The sequence below is a fragment of the Micromonospora sp. NPDC049275 genome (assembly GCF_043197115.1).
Lineage (GTDB): Bacteria > Actinomycetota > Actinomycetes > Mycobacteriales > Micromonosporaceae > Micromonospora.
In genome coordinates this window covers 256,859-273,247 of record NZ_JBICSN010000005.1, presented here as the reverse complement: position 1 = coordinate 273,247, position 16,389 = coordinate 256,859, and the positions used below count along the sequence as shown (strand labels likewise).

Here is a 16,389-nt window from a genome sequence, read left to right as displayed (position 1 = left end):
CCTCCTTCCCTTCGAGCACCGACGCTAGGCGGCAGGTCCCGTCCCCCACCCGACATCCGATGCCCGCAACGATCGGGGTGGGTCGCACCGCTGCGCGCGCATCCGAAGGACCGGGAGCGGTACGCCGCGACCAAGCGCCGCCTCGCGCGGGACACGGCGCACCGGCCCCGCGACTACAGCCTGGCGAAGAACGACGTCATCGACGAGATCTACGGGCGCATCTTCGCCGCCTGACGTCGACGATCACACCCAGATCTTGGACAGTTTCCGTTAGCTGCTAACGGAAACTGTCCAAGATCTCCAGTAGCTCAGCGCGGCGGCTGCTGCATGATCCAGGTGGGGACGGGCTCGGCCAGGTAGCCCATCTCCTCCCAGCCGGCGCGGCGGTACAGCTCGACGTTGCCCGGGTTGCTGGTCTCCAGGATCGCCGGCAGGCCCTCGGCGGCCGCATGGTCCAGCCCGGCCCGCATGACCACACGACCCCAACCGCGTCCGGCGCTGTCCGGGTGGGTGCCCAGGACACCGAGATACCAGAACGGGTACGCCGGCAGGGCGGCGTGCACGACCTCGTCGTAGCCCCGCACGCGGGCCAGCACGTCGGCGGGGTAGTCGGGGTCGGCGTCCGTCGACGCGTGTCCGGCGTCCGGAGGCTCCCAGACGGCGACGGACGCACCCCCGCCGAGCATCCAGATCGACGACCTGTGCACCCGCTTGTCGAACAGGTCGCCAAAGAAGGTGGCGGCGTAGTGCGGGTAGGTCGCGTCGTCGGGGAACAGGTGCCGCAGGATGGGATCCTTGACGAACGCGGCGACCAGCGTGCCGACCACCGCATCGCGGTCCGTTGGCGTTGCGAGGGTGATCTCAGGCGTTGTCACAGCAGTCGACACTATCGCGGGCGGTAGTGCGCTGACTCACCCGAATGTGAAGGCGTACGCCGCGGCGCCCGGCTCGTCGAACGTGATGTCCAGGGTCCGTTCCCGGACCGCACCCGGTTGGCGTACGAGCTGGTAGAGCCGTCCGTCCTCCAGGACACCGTTGCCGTCGGCGTCGACGTCGACGCCGTGCGACGGCCCGGGAGCCTCGCCGTCGAGCAGCACGCGGAACGGGACCGACCGTCCCACCACGGGGGCCAGCACGAGATGCGCGTCGCGGGCGCGGAAGCGGACGGCGATGCCTCCCCCGGCCCCGTCGAGCGCGACGTTCTCCGACCCGATCGTCCACTCCCCCGCCAGGGCCCACTGGTTGAGCGCCAGGCTGCCGGGGAGGTCGTAGGCGCGGCGTTCGTCGAGCGCCGCGCCGTTCGGCGACGCGAAGTGGTCGCCGCGACTAAATCCGAGGTACGTCTCGGGCGTCCGCAGACTGTCCCAGTCGGCCGCCGCCTCCGGGCCGAGCCCGTTGACGGGTACGGGGTCGCGCTCGATGCCGAGCAGGCGCTGAAGCGTGCGCTCGGACTGCTCGTAGCGCCCCTCACCGAAGTGCTCGTCGCGGATGACGCCGTCGGTGTCGGTGATGTACAGCGCCGGCCAGTACTGGTTGGCGAAGGCACTCCAGATCGCGTAGTCGTTGTCGACGGCGACCGGGTAGTCGATCGAGCGGGCCGCGACCGCCCGGCGTACCCAGTCGACCTCATGCTCGAAGGCGAACTCCGGCGTGTGCACCCCGACGACGACGAGGCCGTCGTCGCGGTAGGCCTGCGACCAGGCGCGGACGTACGGCTCCTGACGCAGCCAGTTGATGCAGGTGAGCGTCCAGAAGTTCACGAGGACGACACGACCGCGCAGCCCGGCGGGGTCGAGCGGCTCGGAGTTGAGCCACTCGACCGCGCCGTTCAGCGGAGGCAGGTGCACGGCCATCTAGCGCAGTGACCGGAAAGCGGTCCGCAGTTCCTCGGAGAAGATCTTCGGCTGTTCCCAGGCCGCGAAGTGCCCACCCACGTCGAGCTTGTTGTAGTAGATGAGGTTCGGGTACGCCTGTTCGGCCCAACTCTGCGGCGCCTCGTACAGCTCGTCGGGGAAGACGCTCACGGCGACCGGGACGTTCACGCCCTTCGCGGCGAAGAACGACAGCTTGTTCTCCGCGTACAGCCGGGACGCGGAGATCGCGGTGTTCGTCAACCAGTAGAGCGAGATGTTGTCCAGGATGTCGTCACGGGTGAGGCCCGCCTGGGCCCCGTCGAAGACCTGCGCGATGAGGGCCAGGCTCTTCGCGTCGTGGTCGAGCAGGAAGGACGCCAGCCCGACCGGCGAATCCGCCAGGCCGGTGAGCGTCTGCGGACGGGTCGCCATCATGAGGGCGTACGCGACGTGCTTCCAGACGTAGTTGACCTCCTCGGCGGCGCGCATCTCGTCGGCGGACAGGCCGGAGGGCAGGGAGCCCATGGCGTTGTTCGCGCCCGTGGTGTCGCCCTGGAACAGCAGGTCGATCTCGGTGGGGACCGCGCCGGGCATGTTGGTGTGGATGCCGAGCAGTTCCGGAGGCGCCTGGATGCCCATCTGGTCCACGATGACCGCGCCCCAGTCGCCGCCCTGGGCGACGAACCGCGAGTAGCCGAGACGCTTCATCAGCTCGGTCCACGCGCTGGCGATCTTCTGCGGGTTCCAGCCCTGCTCCGTCGGCTTGCCGGAGAAACCATGGCCGGGCAGCGAGGGGATCACCAGGTGGAAGGCGTCCGAGGCGCTGCCGCCGTGGGCGGTGGGGTCGGTGAGCGGCTCGATGATCTTCAACTGCTCGATCACCGAACCGGGCCACCCGTGGGTGACGATGAGCGGCAGCGCGTCCTCGTGCTTCGAGCGCACGTGGATGAAGTGGATGTCCACCCCGTCGATCGTGGTCATGAAATTCGGTACGGCGTTCAGCCGCGATTCGACCTTGCGCCAGTCGTACTCATTTTCCCAATAACGCGCGACGGCCTGGATCGTCGCGAGTGGCACGCCCTGCGACTGGTCGTCGACGATTTCCTTGTCCGGCCAGCGGGCGGCCGCGATTCGCCTTTTCAGGTCGTCGAGGTCCGCCTGGGGGATTTCCACCGTGAACGGCCGGATCTCCGTGGTGCCGGGACGTGCCTTCGTCTTGACAGCCATGCGTGCTTCCTCTCTGTCGAAAGTTCGCGCTCGCGAGGGGAATCATGGGGTGAGGGCACTGCCCGAGCTTGTGCGCCAATTCGGAATGGGCACGCCGCCGCCATATCTCGGAGCCTAGAACGAGGTCTTCGAGCCCGTGGCGATACGAGCAGACGGCGCTGGTCAGTCCGTGCGCGGCAGGCGGCGTGCGCCGGGGCCCTCGCGGCCGAGCACGTCGCGGGGGTTGGTCAGGTGGCAGGACCGCAGCGAGAGGCAGCCGCAGCCGATGCATTCGGTGAGGTCGTCCCGCAGAGCCTGCAGGTGCGCGATGCGCGCGTCGAGTTCGGTGCGCCAGGCCGCGGACAGCCGGGTCCAGTCGTCGTGCGTGGGGGTGCGTTCGCTGGGGAGCTGGTCGAGCGCTTCCCGGATCGCCGTCAGCGAGATGCCGACGCGCTGGGACGCCCGGATGAACGCGACCCGGCGCAGGGTGTCGCGAGCGTACCGGCGTTGGTTGCTCGCCGTCCGGGTGCTGCGGATGAGGCCCTTGCGCTCGTAGAAGTGCAGCGCGGAGATTGCCACACCACTGCGGTCGGCGACCTGCCCGACGCTGAGTTCGTGAAATGCGGTGTGGGCCCTCGGCATGGCCCGACCCTAACGCTTGCCCTCAAGCATGGTTGAGGGCAGAGACTCGGCGTCGTCCCCGAACCGCTATCGAGGAGGCCGCACCGTGACCACCGTTCTCGTCATCGGCGCCACCGGAAAGCAGGGCGGCGCCGTCGCCGAACTCCTGCTCGAGCACGGCCACGACGTCACCGCCTACGTGCGGTCGCCCGAGTCACCGTCCGCCGTGGCACTGGCCACCGCCGGGGTACGCCTCGCCGTCGGTGACCTGGCCGACCCGCAGGCGCTCGCCAGCGCCGCCCACGGCACCGACGCGATCTTCGGCCTGTCCGTGCCGTTCGGCGCCGGCGGCAGGGACGAGGAGGTCGCCCAGGGTCGCCTCCTGGTGGACACCGCAATGCGGGCCGACGCGCATCTCGTCTACTCCTCCGTGCGCGGCGCCGACCGGATGGTCGCTACCGACATCGACCACGCCGACAGCAAGCAGCTCGTCGAGGCGTACCTACGGGAGCGGCAGGTCCCCGCGACAGTCCTCGGGCCGGTGTACTTCATGGAGAACGCCCTGAACGTCGGGTTCAGCCGCCTCACCGACGGCGTCCTGGCCAACCCGCTCTCCCCGGGCAAGCCGCTGGACCAGGTGACCGTCCGGGACATCGCCGGCCTCGCCGTGCACGCCATCGAGCACCCGGACCGGTTCGTCGGGGAGCGGATCGACGTCGTGTCCGACCGGGTGACCGGCGAGGAGGCGGCCCGCATCCTCGGCGACGTACTCGGCCGCGAGATCCCGTACCGGCAGATGCCGCTGGACCAGGTTCGGCAGTGGGCCGGCGACGAGATCGCCGACATGTTCCAACGCTTCGAGGAGACCACCGACTTCGCCGACATCGACGCGCTGCACGCCCGGCACCCGGACGTCGCCTGGCACAGCTATGCCGACTGGGCCCGCACGGTGGACTGGGATTACGTCCTGCGCAGCCCGACATCCGCTTGATCCACTCGGTTTCCCTGAAACCGGTCCATCCCGGGGGACACGACACCCCGTCTTCCGTGAAGCCGAGTGGACCAAGCGACGGACTGCGACCCGCCCGGTGCGGCGGGTGACGGTGCGCTCGACGGCTTTGCGCTGCCGCAGTGGAGTGCGGCAACATCAGCCGCCGTGACGGCAGCACCAGGCACGGATCCGGAGAACGCCACCCCCGCCGGCAACAGCGGCACGCCCCGGTCGAGTCGCCGGGTCAGGCACTGGCTGGCAGGTGCCGGGGTCGCCGCCCTGGCCGCCGTACTCGGCATCACCCTCGCCGTACGCGGCGGCGCCGCCCCGGCCTGCGCCGCGCCGCCCACGGGCAGCTCCGTCCACAAGGGAACGGCGAGTTTCTACGACGCGGGCCGCTCGGGTGGCACCTGCTCCTTCCCGAACCCACCGGCCGACCGGCTCTACGTGGCACTCGGCTCGTCGCAATACTCCGGAGCGGCGGCCTGCGGCAGCTACCTGGACGTCAGCGGTCCGAAGGGCACCGTCCGGGTCATGGTCATGGACCAGTGCGCCGGGTGCGGAAACAGCAAGATCGACCTCTCCGACGAGGCGTTCGCCCGGATCGCCGACCGGTCGCAGGGCATCGCGCGTGTGACGTACCGGGCGGTGGTGAACCCGCCGCTCCACGGAGGGCTCACCTTTCGGATGAAGGGCGGCGCGTCGAAGTACTGGTTCGCCGTTCAGGTCGGCAACCACGGCAACCCGCTGCGCTCGGTCGAGGCGAAGGGGCCGAGCGGCGGCTTCCGCAAGGCGGCCCGCCAGGTCGACAACTACTGGACCATCGAGGACGGGATCGGCCCCGGGCCGTACAGCATCAGGGTCACCGACGTGTACGGACGCCAGGCGACCGCCACCAGCATCCGGATGGTCACGAAGCAGGTGCAGCGCAGCACGGCCTCTCTCGTCTCTCCGACGCCGAGCATCTCACCCACGGCCTCGCCGAGCCCCACCATCGCGCCCTCACCGACCCCGACAGCATCAGTCGCACCGACGGAGACGGTCGAAGCGCTCGCCGGTGCCGCCGCACTCGACAGCCCTCGCTGCTGAGGAGTTGAACGAGAAGGGCGACGACGGCCCGTCAACGCACCGTGCCGAGCTGTTTGACGGTTCGTAGCAGCGGCTCCGACTCGATCCGCTCCACACCGTCCAACGAGCTCAACTTTTCGGTCAGGTACCGGTAGAACTCCGGCATGTCCCGGCAGAGCCCATCACCGCCGAGGCGCTCGTGGGCAGCACGCAGCCGACGCCGAGACCGGCCACGTTTCATCGATGAACGCGCACGCATCTGGTAGCTACCGCGTGGACGCGGTGACACCTGGACCCGACGAGCCGCGAAAGAGAGAAGGGACACTCTCCGACGCCCGTTGACATATGTTTCGGGCGAGTGACAGCGTTGTCATCGACTCATTTCCTCCATATGAGACGAGGAGCGCATCTTGCTCTATCGGAACTCACCACGCCGCCGCCGCACGACGGCCGCCGCTGCGGCCGGCATTCTCGTCACGGGGCTGGCACTCGCTCCGTCCGCGCCGGCCCAGGCCAGCCACCGCCGGGCGCAGGACGAGGCCGTACGGTCGGGCGACGCCCGTTTCGAGGTGCTGTCCCCGACCCTGATCCGCACCGAGTACCAGAAGGACGGCAGGTTCACCGACGCCGCCACGTTCAACGCCATCGGGCGCGACGACTTCCCCCGTACGCGGTTCACGAAGCGCGTCGAGCACGGCTGGCTCACCATCGACACCGGCGCGATGACGCTGCGCTACAAGGTCGGCTCGGGCGCGTTCACCGCCGACAACCTGACCGTGCGGCTCAAGGCTGGCAAGCAGACCGTGCAGGGTCAGCCCTGGGCCGGCCACACCCCACCCGCCTGCGCGTTCGGCGCGCTCTGCGAGGCCGAGTCGCTGCAACTGAGCGGCCCCGGCGTGGCCACCGACCACCAGGGTTTCACCGGACGCGGATTCGCGGCCGGCTTCGCCTCGTCCGGCGACTCGATCACGTTCGCGCTCGACGCCCCGGAGAGCGGCACGAAGCAGCTCGCCGTCCGCTACGCCAACAGCACCGGCGGCGACGGCCAGAACGTGGACCGCACCCTGACGGTTCGGGTCGACGGCGACGCCGGCCGCACGCTGACGCTGCCGCCCACCGCGAACTGGGACACCTGGGGCCTGGCCACCGTGCCTGTCGACCTCACCGCCGGAAAGCACGTGATCAGCGTGGTACGGGGTCCCACCGACTCGGGCAACGTGAACGTCGACAGCCTCGCGGTGGTCAACCCTGGTGATCCGTTCCCGGCGCCGACCCCGCCCCAGCCGCAGCCCCTGCGGTTCGGCACGCTGGCAGAGGCCGAGACCGGCGCGCTGACCGGCGGCGCGAGGCCCGCGAACGACCACAACGGCGCATCCGGTACGGGATTCCTGGCCGGCCTGGAGAGCACCAGCTCCGCCGACGCGCTCACCGTGACGGATGTCCCGTCCGCGGGTGAGTACCAGGTGCAGATCCGCTACGCCAACGGCCAGGCCGGCGGCCAGCCGAGCCAGGCGCGCACCATGTCGGTGACTGCCGGAACGGCGGCGCCGGTCACGGCGACCCTTCCGCCGACCAGCGGGTGGGACTACTGGAACACCGTTTCCGTCCCGGTCCACCTCGACCGCGGCACCAACACCGTGACGTTGGGCTGCCCCACCGACGCCAGTTGCAACGTCAACGTGGACACGGTCGCCGTCACGGGCAAGGGTTCCCCGCTGCTCGCCCCGCACGCGCCGCTCGGCGGCTACCGCCGGGGCCTGGACGGCGTGACCGGTTCCGCGCTCACCGCTCCGGGCCTGCTCTACCAGGACGGCTGGTACCTGCTCGACGACTCGGCCTCGGCCCTGAGCACCACCAAGCCCCGGCCCGCCGCCGAGCAGGACGGCTACGTCTTCGCGTACGGGCAGGACTTCACCCGTGCCCTGAAGGACCTGTCGACCCTGACCGGGCCCACGAAGCTGCTGCCGAAGTGGGCGTACGGGGTGTGGTACTCCGAGTACTACGACCGCACCGCCGCCGAGTTCCAGGACCTGGTGTCCCGGGCCAAGGCTGAGGGCGTACCCATGGATGTTCTTGTCCTCGACACCGACATCAAGGCGCCGGACAAGTGGAACGGCTGGAGCATCGACCCCACGCGGATCCCCGACCCGAAGGCGTTCTTCGACTGGGCCAAAAAGCAGGGCCTGCACACCGGCATCAACATCCACCCGAGCATCCTCGGCTCGGACCCGAAGTTCGCGCAGGCACAGGCCACCGCGAAGGGCAAGCTCCAGCGCGTGGGCTGCAACGGCGGCGCCGACTGCTACGCGTTCGACTTCGGCGACCCGGACCAGCTCAAGGCGTACCTGCAGCTGCACGACGGGATGATCCCGAAGGGCAGCAAGGGCCCCGACTTCTGGTGGCTGGACTGGTGCTGCGACAACACGAAGTCCTCGCTCGCCGGGGTCACCGGGGACGCATGGATCAATCAGCAGTACGCCGACAAGACCGGCTTCGCGTTCTCCCGGGCGTACGGCTCGTTGCAGGCCGGCGGCTACAGCAGCCCGACCCCGGTGTCGACCGGGCCGTGGGCCGACAAGCGCACCACGCTGCACTTCACCGGCGACACCACCTCCGACTGGTCGACCCTGCAGATGGAGGTCGGCTACACGCCGGGCGAGTCGGCCGCGACCGGGTTGGCAGCGGTCAGCCACGACATCGGCGGGCACACCGGCGGCCTGCGGGAGCCGGGCACCGAACCGGGCAGCACCAAACTGCCCGACGACCTGTACGCCCGGTGGGTGCAGTTCGGCACGTTCCAGCCCATCGACCGGCTGCACTCCAACCACAGCGACCGGCTGCCCTGGCAGTACGGCCCGGAGGCGAACGCGTCGGCCAAGAAGTTCCTGAACCTGCGGGAGAAGCTGCAGCCGTACACCTACGCCGCCGCCAAGGAGGCCACCCGCACGGGTACGCCAATCGTCCGCTCGATGTACCTGGCGTACCCGCATGAGCAGGCCGCGTATGCCACCGCCGGTTCGGAGTACCTCTACGGCCCGGACTACCTGGTGGCACCGGTGACGACGCCGGGCACCACCGCCACGACGTCGGTGTGGTTCCCGCCGGGCAACAGCTGGACCGACATCTTCACCGGGAAGACGTACCGGGGCGGCACCACCCAGAACATCACCACCACCCTGGACACCATGCCGGTGTTCAAGAAGCACTGAAGCCTCTTTGCAGGGATCAAGACGCCGGCCGGGTGGGGTAACCCACCCGGCCGGCTGCACGGGAGGCGGTGGTGTCAGCCGAAGAGGGCGGCGGAGATGTCGGCGTAGAAGAGGGCCGGGTCGCGGGAGAGCGAGGCCTTGACGTTGGCGGTAGGACTGTCGGCGATTACTTCGAGCTTGCCCGCCTCCAGGCCGTCCAGAGCGATGGCGACCACCTCGCGGGGCGGGAGTTTAGGGATGTCGTAGGCGGCCATCATGTCGGTGTCCGCTATCGCCAGGGCGAGGGCGGTAACCTGGGTTTTCTGGTCGGCCAGCTCAAGTCTGATGCCATTGGTGAGAGACCATTCGGCGGCTTTGGAGGCGGCGTAGCCATTGCTGGCAGGGGCATAGGCGTACCAGCTCAGCGCTGAGATGACGTTGAGAATGGCACCCCCGCCGAGCCTGGGAGCAAAGGCGCGGGTGACGTTGAGGGTGCCCCAGAAGTTGGTGTCGAACTCGCGACGGATGTTTTCCACGGAGGAGCCGAGCAGGGGTGCGTTCGTGGAGATGCCGGCGTTGTTGATGAGGACGTCAAGGTCGCCCACCTCGGCTGCGGCGGCCTCGATGGACGTCTGGTCGGTGATGTCCAGGTGGAGGGGGATCACGCCGGGGATGTCGATGCTCTCCGGCCGGCGGGCGGTGGCGTAGACGGTGGTGGCACCGCGGGCGAGGAGCCCCTCGGCGAAGGCCTTGCCGAGTCCACGGTTGGCACCTGTTACGAGGGCTTTCGTACCGTTGATCTGCATGCCCCCACGCTAAAACCTCACGTTAACGTCAGGGGCAAACATTTGCGAGGTGGGTCACTGTGCGGATCGGGACGCGGGCCCGTCGGTGATCGGCGATCGCGCGAGCACCGATCCGCGTACGCCGAGCACGGTGCGGCAGACCACGGACGACTGCCGGCAGGACCGCCGGCATGTTGACTCCTGCCGGGCGTCCTGCCTGTCTCCCGGCAGCGGACGTTGCTTGACTCAGCGGCATGACATCAATACGGAAAGCGATCGCCAGTACGGTGATCGTCGGGGCACTGGTCGGCGCGACAGCGCTCACCGGTCCCACCTCCGCGTACGCGGAGTCCGGCCAACCGGGGGCCGCCGGGGCCGCCAAGTCCCTCCTCGACATCATCCCGGCACGGACCCTGGACCAGATGGTCGCCCAGGCCCCACTGGTCGACGTGGCCAATGTCATCCGCACCGCGGTGGAACGCGCACCGGCACGTGGCTATGCCGGTATCGGCCTGGTCGACGACCACGTCACCCTGTGGTGGAAGGGTGCGCTGCCCACCGACATCACGGCAGCCGTCACCGCAGCCCGCCGCACCGCGCCGGTCGAGGTGGCCAACGCCACCTACTCCCGCGCCGAACTGCGCAAGGCCGCCGCCAAACTCACCCCGGTGGTGGAAGCCGACCCGGCGGACGCCAGCCACTCGGTCAGGCTGCGCACAGACGGCACCGGCATCGAGATCGCCGTTGACCACACCCCGGCCAAGCTGCCGAAGCTACCGGTCACCGGCGTCCGTACCAGCTTCGTCGAACGCAACCGGATGGTCGCACGGTCACGGGCCAACGACGCCGCGCCGTTCGACGGCGGGGCGGGCATCGGGTTCACCACGCCCGGGTGTACCGCAGGCTTCGGCGTCCGCAACGCGGACACCAACGCCGGTTACATCCTGACCGCCGAACACTGCGGAGCCGTCGGCTCGCCCTGGCACGTCGGCTGGAACAAGGCCACCGGCACCGGCACCCTGGTCGGCTACGCGGTCGCCAGCAATGACAACCACGACACGATGATCATTTCAACGCCGACGCCCGGCGGCCAGCTCTACGTCGGCGGTCAGCAGGACGAGGTCCGAACCCAGGTGATCGGCTGGACCGAGGTCTTCCCCGGCCAGCTGTTGTGCCAGTCCGGGTACACCTCCGCGGGTGCGATCGGCGGTCCGGTCTGCAACCTGCGGGTCGATTACCACTACGACGACATCGAGGACCTCGTCGAGGCCACCCAGCTCGACGGCCAGGAGTCCGCACGGGGCGGCGACAGTGGCGGCCCGGTCTACGCCGTCAACGCCAACGGCACCGTGCTCGCCGCCGGCACCACCACCCGATCGGCCGGTCGGGGCTTCGGGTTCCAGGACTTCGCCACCGCCCGCGACGACTACGGCAACCTCGTGCCGGCGACGAAGATCGCCAGCACCTGCCGGGTCTCCTTCGTCGTCACCAACTCGTGGGTCACCGGCTACAGCGCCAGCGTCACCGTCTACAACGACGGCCCGGCCGCCAACGGCTGGTCGCTGGGCTTCACCTTCCCGGGTGGACAACTCGTCCAGGGCCACTGGAACGGCGTCTTCCAGCAGGCCGGCTCGGCGGTGACCGTCACCAACGAGAACTACAACGCCACCATCCCGACCGGCGGCGCCGTCAACTTCGGCTTCACCGCGAGCGGCCCCCCCGCCACCTCGGCACCGTTCACCCTCAACGGCACCACCTGCAACTGACCCCCTGTCCCTGCAACACCGGGCCCCGCCGCATCGTCGGCGGGGCCCGGTGTGTGTCCGGGATCAGGATTCGGCCAGTTCGCGTCGCAGGGTGGCGCGCAGGGTCCGCACCTCCGGGGCGTCCAGTTCGCCGCACCGGTCGAGCGCCCGCTGTCGCAGCAGGCGGGCGTCGGCGGCCCGGCCCGGAGCCGAGCCGGCAAGCGCCGCGAGCGCGGACAGAGTCTGCGCCTCCCACCACGGGCAGGACAGCGCGGCATACAGGGCCAGCGCCGCCCGCAGCGCCTCGCCCGCCGCGTCGGCCTCGCCCAACGCCTGAAGCGCGAGCCCGTAGCGATGGATGGCGATGGCCTCGCTGAACGTCGCGCCGCACCTGTTGAACAGCCGCCGGGCGCGGGCGTACTCGTCAGCGGCGTTCCGCCAAAGGCCCATCCCGGCCAGATCCGCACCGAGACTCATCATCGCGCCGGCCTGGGCCACCACCGCGCCGGTACGACTGAGACCGTTGCCCTGGACGTAGAACGCCAGCACGTCGCCGTGCAACTCGGCCGCTTCGGCGAACCGGCCGAGCGTTGCCAGCGCTCCGCCCAGCGCGCTCGCCGCGCTGTGCTCGCCGAGGGCGTACCCGATCTCGCGGAACAGGCCCACGGCCCGGCGGCAATGGTCGACGGCCGCGCCGCCGCGGCCGATCCGAATGAAGATCGCGGCGGTGTAGGTCAGCGCCCACGCCTCCTCGCGGCGGTCCCCGATCCGCTGGGCCAGTTCCAGCGCCCGGTCCAGCGCGGCCAGCCCGTCGGTGTTGCGGTCCCGGCAGAAGTACCGGGCCCAGCCCAGGAAGTTCAGCAGTACGGCCTCGTCGCGCGGGCTACCGGCGGCCCGGGCCGCGGCCACTCCCAGCGAGAAGATCTCGTCCCAGGAGTGCCGGTGGCTGTTGGCGTCCGAGTACCAGTGCAGAGCCCTGGTGACCGCGACCACGTCGGCGTGCCGACCGCGCCGGGCCGCGTCGCGCAAAGCCGCCAGCCAGTTGACGGACTCCCGATTCAACCAGTACGCCGCCGCCCGATCGTCGTCGAACGGGGAGTCGACCCGAGAGGCGACCGGTTCGAACATCAAGCCGGCCTGCCGCGTACGCCGCAGCAGCCAGCCGACCATCTGATCGTGCGCGCCCGTTCGGGATGCCTGCTGTTCCTCGGCGTCAAGGCGTTCCTGGGCGTAGAGCCGGAGCAGGTCGTGGAACTGGTACCGGTCCCCCATGGTCAGGAGGACACCAGCCTCGACCAACTCCTCCAGGGCCGCCGCCGCGGTGTCCTCGTCGGTGCCGGACACGGCGGCGACCAGCGCGGGCTCGAAGTCGCTGCCGGGAATCAACGAGGCCCGCCGGAACACTCGCGCGGTCATCGGGTCCAGTTGCCGGTAGGAGACCTCGAACGCGGATCGAACGCCCAGGTCTCCGGCGGTCAGAACGGTCAGCCGCTGACGCTGGTCGCGGAGCAGGTCCACCAGCCAACCGACCGACCATTGCGGTCGGCTGGCGAGGCGGTTGCCGGCGATCCGAACGGCCAGCGGCAGCCGGCCGCAGAGTTTGACGAGTTGGTCGGCCGCGGCCGGCTCGGCGGCGATCCGGTCGGCACCGACGATCGCCGCGAGCAGCAGTCGACCGGCTGCCGGGGCGAGCAGGTCGAGCGGCAGGCGGACCGCACCGGCAAGACCCGTCAGTGGACGCCGGCAGGTGACCAGCGCGAGGCATCCCCGCCCGGCCGGCAGCAGTGGGCGTACCTGCGCCTCGCTTGCCGCGTTGTCCAGGACCACCAGGAGCGGCCGGTCCCGAGTGAGGGTGCGGAACAGACCACCCCGCTCGGCCGGCGACACCGGCACCCGGCTGTCCGGCACCCCGAGCGACCGCAGCAATCCGGCCAGCGCCTCGGCCGGGTCGACCGGGTCGTCCGGCGAGGCGCCCTGCAGGTCGACGAAGAGTTGTCCGCCGGCGAAGGCCGGGCTGAGTCGATGTCCAGCGGCGACGGCGAGGCTGGTCTTGCCGATCCCGGGCGGTCCGTGCAGCACCACCACCGAGGCGGTGTCCGGCCGCCCTGCGGTGACGTCGGCGGCCAGCGCCGAGAGCCGTTCCAGGATCTCCGCCCGGCCGGCCAGGTCCGGTACGGCGGCGGGCAGTTCCCCGGGTACGACCAACGCCGAAGGGTCGTGCGGCACCACCGCGACGCGGTCGTCCGGCACCGCCACGCGGTCGTCCGGCTGCCGCTCGACCCGGGCCAGGGCGACGAAACGATCGCGGTCCTCCCCGGTCAGCCGCAGGGCGTCGGCGAGCAGCACCACCGTCCGTCGTTGCGGGCTGCGCACCCGGCCGCGCTCCATCTCCCGGATTCCCCGGACACTGGAACCGGCTGCCTCGGCAAGCTCCTCCTGGGTCAGCCGCCGCTCCAGGCGGAGGGTCCTGAGGAGGTCTCCGAAGTGGTCACGCCGTACCTGACTCTTGGGCATGCTCCCCCAACCACCAAGCGCCCGCAGTGACGTAACGTACGTCGATGCTCGCATGTGTGTGACGAGTAACGAGCCACTGTGCACCGAGTGTGAGTATCGCCATGGCGGGCGGTGAGCCACCGACATCTGCCGGGGACAACGCCCCATCGGCCAGAGAAACCAGGTCCACCGAGGCCGTACGGAAGCCGGCGGGTTGGCCTGATCGCGTGGTCGGGGCTTCCGGCTGCCGCGCCAGTCCAACCCGGGCCTGGCTTGCCACGGCACGTCGATGGACACCGTTCGCCCGCGACGACGTCGGTGTGGTTCCCGCCGGGCAACAGCTGGACCGACATCTTCACCGGGAAGACGTACCGGGGCGGCACCACGCAGAACATCACCACCATGCTGGACACCATGCCGGTGTTCAAGAAGCACTGACGTACTGGCTCGACACCGGCCGGGTGGGCTACCCCACCCGGCCGGTGCGTTCGCTGCTACCGGTGCGACCGTCGCGCCAGCGACAACCAGCCGAGGAACCGGGCGTGCAGCGCGGGCAGGTCCGGGCACAGCCCCATGCCGTACGCGTCGTCGATCGCCTCCTGCATCGACGCGGCGAGGTAGAACGCCAGGGCTATCGAGTGGCCGGAGAACTCGGCAGCGAGGGCGAGCTGAGCCGGGCCGCACGGCCAGGGCGCGGCGCAGTTGCGGCACCGCCACGCCGGGCGCATCGGCAGGTGCGGGCGAGGGCGGGCGGTCATCCGACCCGCGCCGAATCCCGGTGGCGTTTGGCTGACCTGGTCGGTTTGCCGGGCGGGGCCTGCAAGCGCAGGCCCGCACGCCTCACGTACAACTCGCGCCGCGCCACCGCGTCGCCCGTCGCGTTCAGTTGGTAGCCCTCAATCCAGACCCATCCGTCGTACGTGTGCCGCTCGGGCAGCTCACGGATGACGCGTACGAAGATCGGGCGCAGGAACTGCACGCTCGCCGCGGTGGTCAGGTGGACCACGTCGCCGGCCTTCAGCGTCCCCATCACCGCGACTCCCGGGGGTACGCGGCAGCGCGGCTCGCGCCGGGGCAGCGGATTGATGGTCCGGGCGACCACGGGTCGTAGGGCGCATTAGGGTCGCCGGGTCGTGGGCTTGCCGGTTCCGGGGTGGCTTTCTCGGGTTTGTCGTCGGGCACGGTCTCCCCCTTTGGTGCCGTTGGGAAGGGGCCGCTCCCGTGAGTGCTCGCCCGCCGGGAGCGACCCCGCTACGAACGCGACCGCCGGATCTCGTGGTCCCTACCGGCCGCGCCGCCTGGTGACACTCTGCTGTGGAGACCACTACGCTCGTAAGACGTTCCAGGTGTCCGGCCGGAGCTGGCAGAACAGCCGCCGGACGTGTGGCACCTCGGGTAGTCGATCTCCGATTTGAGGAGCCTTGAATGGCTGACGTGCCGAGCCCTCTCGCGGACTTCATCGTGAGCGAGATCCGCCGCGCTCGTGGAGCCTCCGGGATGACGCAAGAGTCATTCGGCCGGGCAGCGGGCTTCAGCGGCTCGCACGTCAGCGCCGTGGAGAGCGGCACCCGAGCGCTGACGATGGACTTCATCCGGGGAGCGGACCGGGCCTTCAGCAACGACGGGCTGTTCGGACGCCTGGTGGCGAAACTCGGCGCACCGTCGTGGTTCCTGCCGTGGCTGGACGCCGAGCGCGGTGCGCGACAGCTTCGCCTCTTCGAGCCGCTCCTGATCCCGGGCCTACTCCAGACCGAAAACTACGCCCGCGTCGTGATGCGCCTGAACGACCTCATGTCCGCCACCGAGGTAGACCAGCAGGTGAGCGCCCGGATGAGCCGACACAAGATCCTCACCGGTGACAGCCCGCCGCAGGTGGTGGCCGTGCTGGATGAGTCCACGCTCCACCGCTCGGGCGACGAATACGCCGGCATCATGGCCGAGCAGGTCGCGCACCTCATCACCGTCGCTGAGCTGCCGCACGTTCACGTCCATGTGATCCCGGCGGGCGCTGGCCTCCACATCGGGCTGTCCGGGCCGTTCGCGCTGGCACGGGCCGGTGACGGGAGCTGGGTCGGGCACCTTGAAAATCAGCTGGGCGGGATCGTGGTCGACAACGAAGATGAGCTACATACTCTTCAGACGAGGTGGGAGAACGTCCGAAACGAAGCGCTCCCGCGCCGGCAGTCCAACGAGCTGATGAAGGAAGTGCACAGCGATCATGGACCTCACTAACGCCACCTGGCGCAAGTCCCGGCGCAGCGGATCGTCCGGGGGCAACTGCGTCGAGGTCGCCGACAACCTGCCCGGCGTCGTCGGCGTCCGGGACAGCAAGGATCCTGCCGGCCCGGCCCTGACCTTCGGTCCAGCGACCTGGCGGGCATTTGTCACCCAGATCGGCGCGCGGCGCTAAACGCGCCGGCAGTCCATCGACCTGCCGAA

17 protein-coding genes are annotated in these 16,389 nt (G+C 69.9%); 8 read left to right on the top strand and 9 right to left on the bottom strand.

The genetic code is table 11. The annotated features are described in order from the left end of the window. The first annotated feature begins 54 nt into the window (after positions 1 to 54). Positions 55 to 234 carry a GrpB family protein gene (locus tag ACGFIE_RS18630; protein ID WP_393296402.1) on the top strand — a complete coding sequence of 60 codons (180 nt, stop codon included), beginning with the start codon at positions 55 to 57 and terminating at the stop codon, positions 232 to 234. 74 nt (positions 235 to 308) lie between these two features. Here ACGFIE_RS18630 and ACGFIE_RS18625 read toward each other — a convergent pair whose 3' ends face one another. The 4 genes from ACGFIE_RS18625 to soxR form a co-directional block, all read right to left on the bottom strand. Continuing rightward, positions 309 to 875 carry a GNAT family N-acetyltransferase gene (locus ACGFIE_RS18625; RefSeq protein ID WP_393296122.1) on the bottom strand — a complete coding sequence of 189 codons (567 nt, stop codon included), beginning with the start codon at positions 873 to 875 and terminating at the stop codon, positions 309 to 311. 36 nt (positions 876 to 911) lie between these two features. Further along, positions 912 to 1,853 (bottom strand): redoxin family protein, encoded by a 942-nt coding sequence (locus tag ACGFIE_RS18620; protein WP_393296120.1) that lies wholly within the window; start codon positions 1,851 to 1,853, stop codon positions 912 to 914. Next, positions 1,854 to 3,080: an epoxide hydrolase family protein gene (locus tag ACGFIE_RS18615; RefSeq protein ID WP_393296118.1), complete on the bottom strand. Its 1,227-nt coding sequence runs from the start codon at positions 3,078 to 3,080 to the stop codon at positions 1,854 to 1,856. A gap of 162 nt (positions 3,081 to 3,242) precedes the next feature. Beyond that, on the bottom strand, positions 3,243 to 3,701 hold the full coding sequence (gene soxR / locus ACGFIE_RS18610) for a redox-sensitive transcriptional activator SoxR (protein ID WP_393296116.1): 459 nt from the start codon (positions 3,699 to 3,701) through the stop codon (positions 3,243 to 3,245). Positions 3,702 to 3,786: 85 nt separating this feature from the next. On the opposite strand from soxR, the gene ACGFIE_RS18605 reads away from it, so the two are divergent. Next, positions 3,787 to 4,671, top strand: a complete 885-nt coding sequence (locus ACGFIE_RS18605) for an NmrA/HSCARG family protein (protein WP_393296114.1) — start codon at positions 3,787 to 3,789, stop codon at positions 4,669 to 4,671. 165 nt (positions 4,672 to 4,836) lie between these two features. Beyond that, positions 4,837 to 5,760, top strand: a complete 924-nt coding sequence (locus tag ACGFIE_RS18600; protein ID WP_393296112.1) for an expansin EXLX1 family cellulose-binding protein — start codon at positions 4,837 to 4,839, stop codon at positions 5,758 to 5,760. A 31-nt stretch (positions 5,761 to 5,791) separates the two neighbouring features. Here ACGFIE_RS18600 and ACGFIE_RS18595 read toward each other — a convergent pair whose 3' ends face one another. Continuing rightward, complete coding sequence (locus tag ACGFIE_RS18595) at positions 5,792 to 5,980, bottom strand: hypothetical protein (RefSeq protein ID WP_393296111.1); 189 nt, start codon at positions 5,978 to 5,980, stop codon at positions 5,792 to 5,794. Between the two features lie 169 nt (positions 5,981 to 6,149). Here ACGFIE_RS18595 and ACGFIE_RS18590 point away from each other — a divergent pair, with 169 nt between their 5' ends. After that, positions 6,150 to 8,948, top strand: a complete 2,799-nt coding sequence (locus tag ACGFIE_RS18590; protein ID WP_393296109.1) for a TIM-barrel domain-containing protein — start codon at positions 6,150 to 6,152, stop codon at positions 8,946 to 8,948. Between the two features lie 74 nt (positions 8,949 to 9,022). Here ACGFIE_RS18590 and ACGFIE_RS18585 read toward each other — a convergent pair whose 3' ends face one another. Next, the gene (locus tag ACGFIE_RS18585) at positions 9,023 to 9,733 is read right to left on the bottom strand and encodes an SDR family oxidoreductase (RefSeq protein WP_393296107.1); all 711 of its coding nucleotides are present in this window, start codon (positions 9,731 to 9,733) and stop codon (positions 9,023 to 9,025) included. Between the two features lie 233 nt (positions 9,734 to 9,966). On the opposite strand from ACGFIE_RS18585, the gene ACGFIE_RS18580 reads away from it, so the two are divergent. Next, a complete protein-coding gene (locus tag ACGFIE_RS18580) occupies positions 9,967 to 11,478 on the top strand; it encodes a cellulose binding domain-containing protein (protein ID WP_393296105.1) in 1,512 nt (503 codons plus the stop codon). Between the two features lie 63 nt (positions 11,479 to 11,541). Here the strand turns inward: ACGFIE_RS18580 and ACGFIE_RS18575 are convergent, their stop codons facing one another. Next, positions 11,542 to 13,971: an ATP-binding protein gene (locus tag ACGFIE_RS18575; RefSeq protein WP_393296103.1), complete on the bottom strand. Its 2,430-nt coding sequence runs from the start codon at positions 13,969 to 13,971 to the stop codon at positions 11,542 to 11,544. Between the two features lie 297 nt (positions 13,972 to 14,268). On the opposite strand from ACGFIE_RS18575, the gene ACGFIE_RS18570 reads away from it, so the two are divergent. Further along, positions 14,269 to 14,388: a hypothetical protein gene (locus ACGFIE_RS18570; protein WP_393296101.1), complete on the top strand. Its 120-nt coding sequence runs from the start codon at positions 14,269 to 14,271 to the stop codon at positions 14,386 to 14,388. Between the two features lie 56 nt (positions 14,389 to 14,444). Here the strand turns inward: ACGFIE_RS18570 and ACGFIE_RS18565 are convergent, their stop codons facing one another. Next, positions 14,445 to 14,708 (bottom strand): hypothetical protein, encoded by a 264-nt coding sequence (locus ACGFIE_RS18565; protein ID WP_393296099.1) that lies wholly within the window; start codon positions 14,706 to 14,708, stop codon positions 14,445 to 14,447. Beyond that, positions 14,705 to 14,980, bottom strand: a complete 276-nt coding sequence (locus tag ACGFIE_RS18560; protein WP_393296097.1) for a hypothetical protein — start codon at positions 14,978 to 14,980, stop codon at positions 14,705 to 14,707. The genes ACGFIE_RS18565 and ACGFIE_RS18560 overlap by 4 nt, the downstream gene beginning before the upstream one ends. A 395-nt stretch (positions 14,981 to 15,375) precedes the next feature. Between ACGFIE_RS18560 and ACGFIE_RS18555 the strand changes: the two genes are divergently transcribed. After that, the gene (locus ACGFIE_RS18555; protein WP_393296095.1) at positions 15,376 to 16,182 is read left to right on the top strand and encodes a helix-turn-helix transcriptional regulator; all 807 of its coding nucleotides are present in this window, start codon (positions 15,376 to 15,378) and stop codon (positions 16,180 to 16,182) included. Continuing rightward, positions 16,169 to 16,360, top strand: coding sequence for a DUF397 domain-containing protein (locus ACGFIE_RS18550; protein WP_393296093.1), 192 nt, complete (start codon positions 16,169 to 16,171; stop codon positions 16,358 to 16,360). The genes ACGFIE_RS18555 and ACGFIE_RS18550 overlap by 14 nt, the downstream gene beginning before the upstream one ends. Positions 16,361 to 16,389 lie beyond the last annotated feature (29 nt).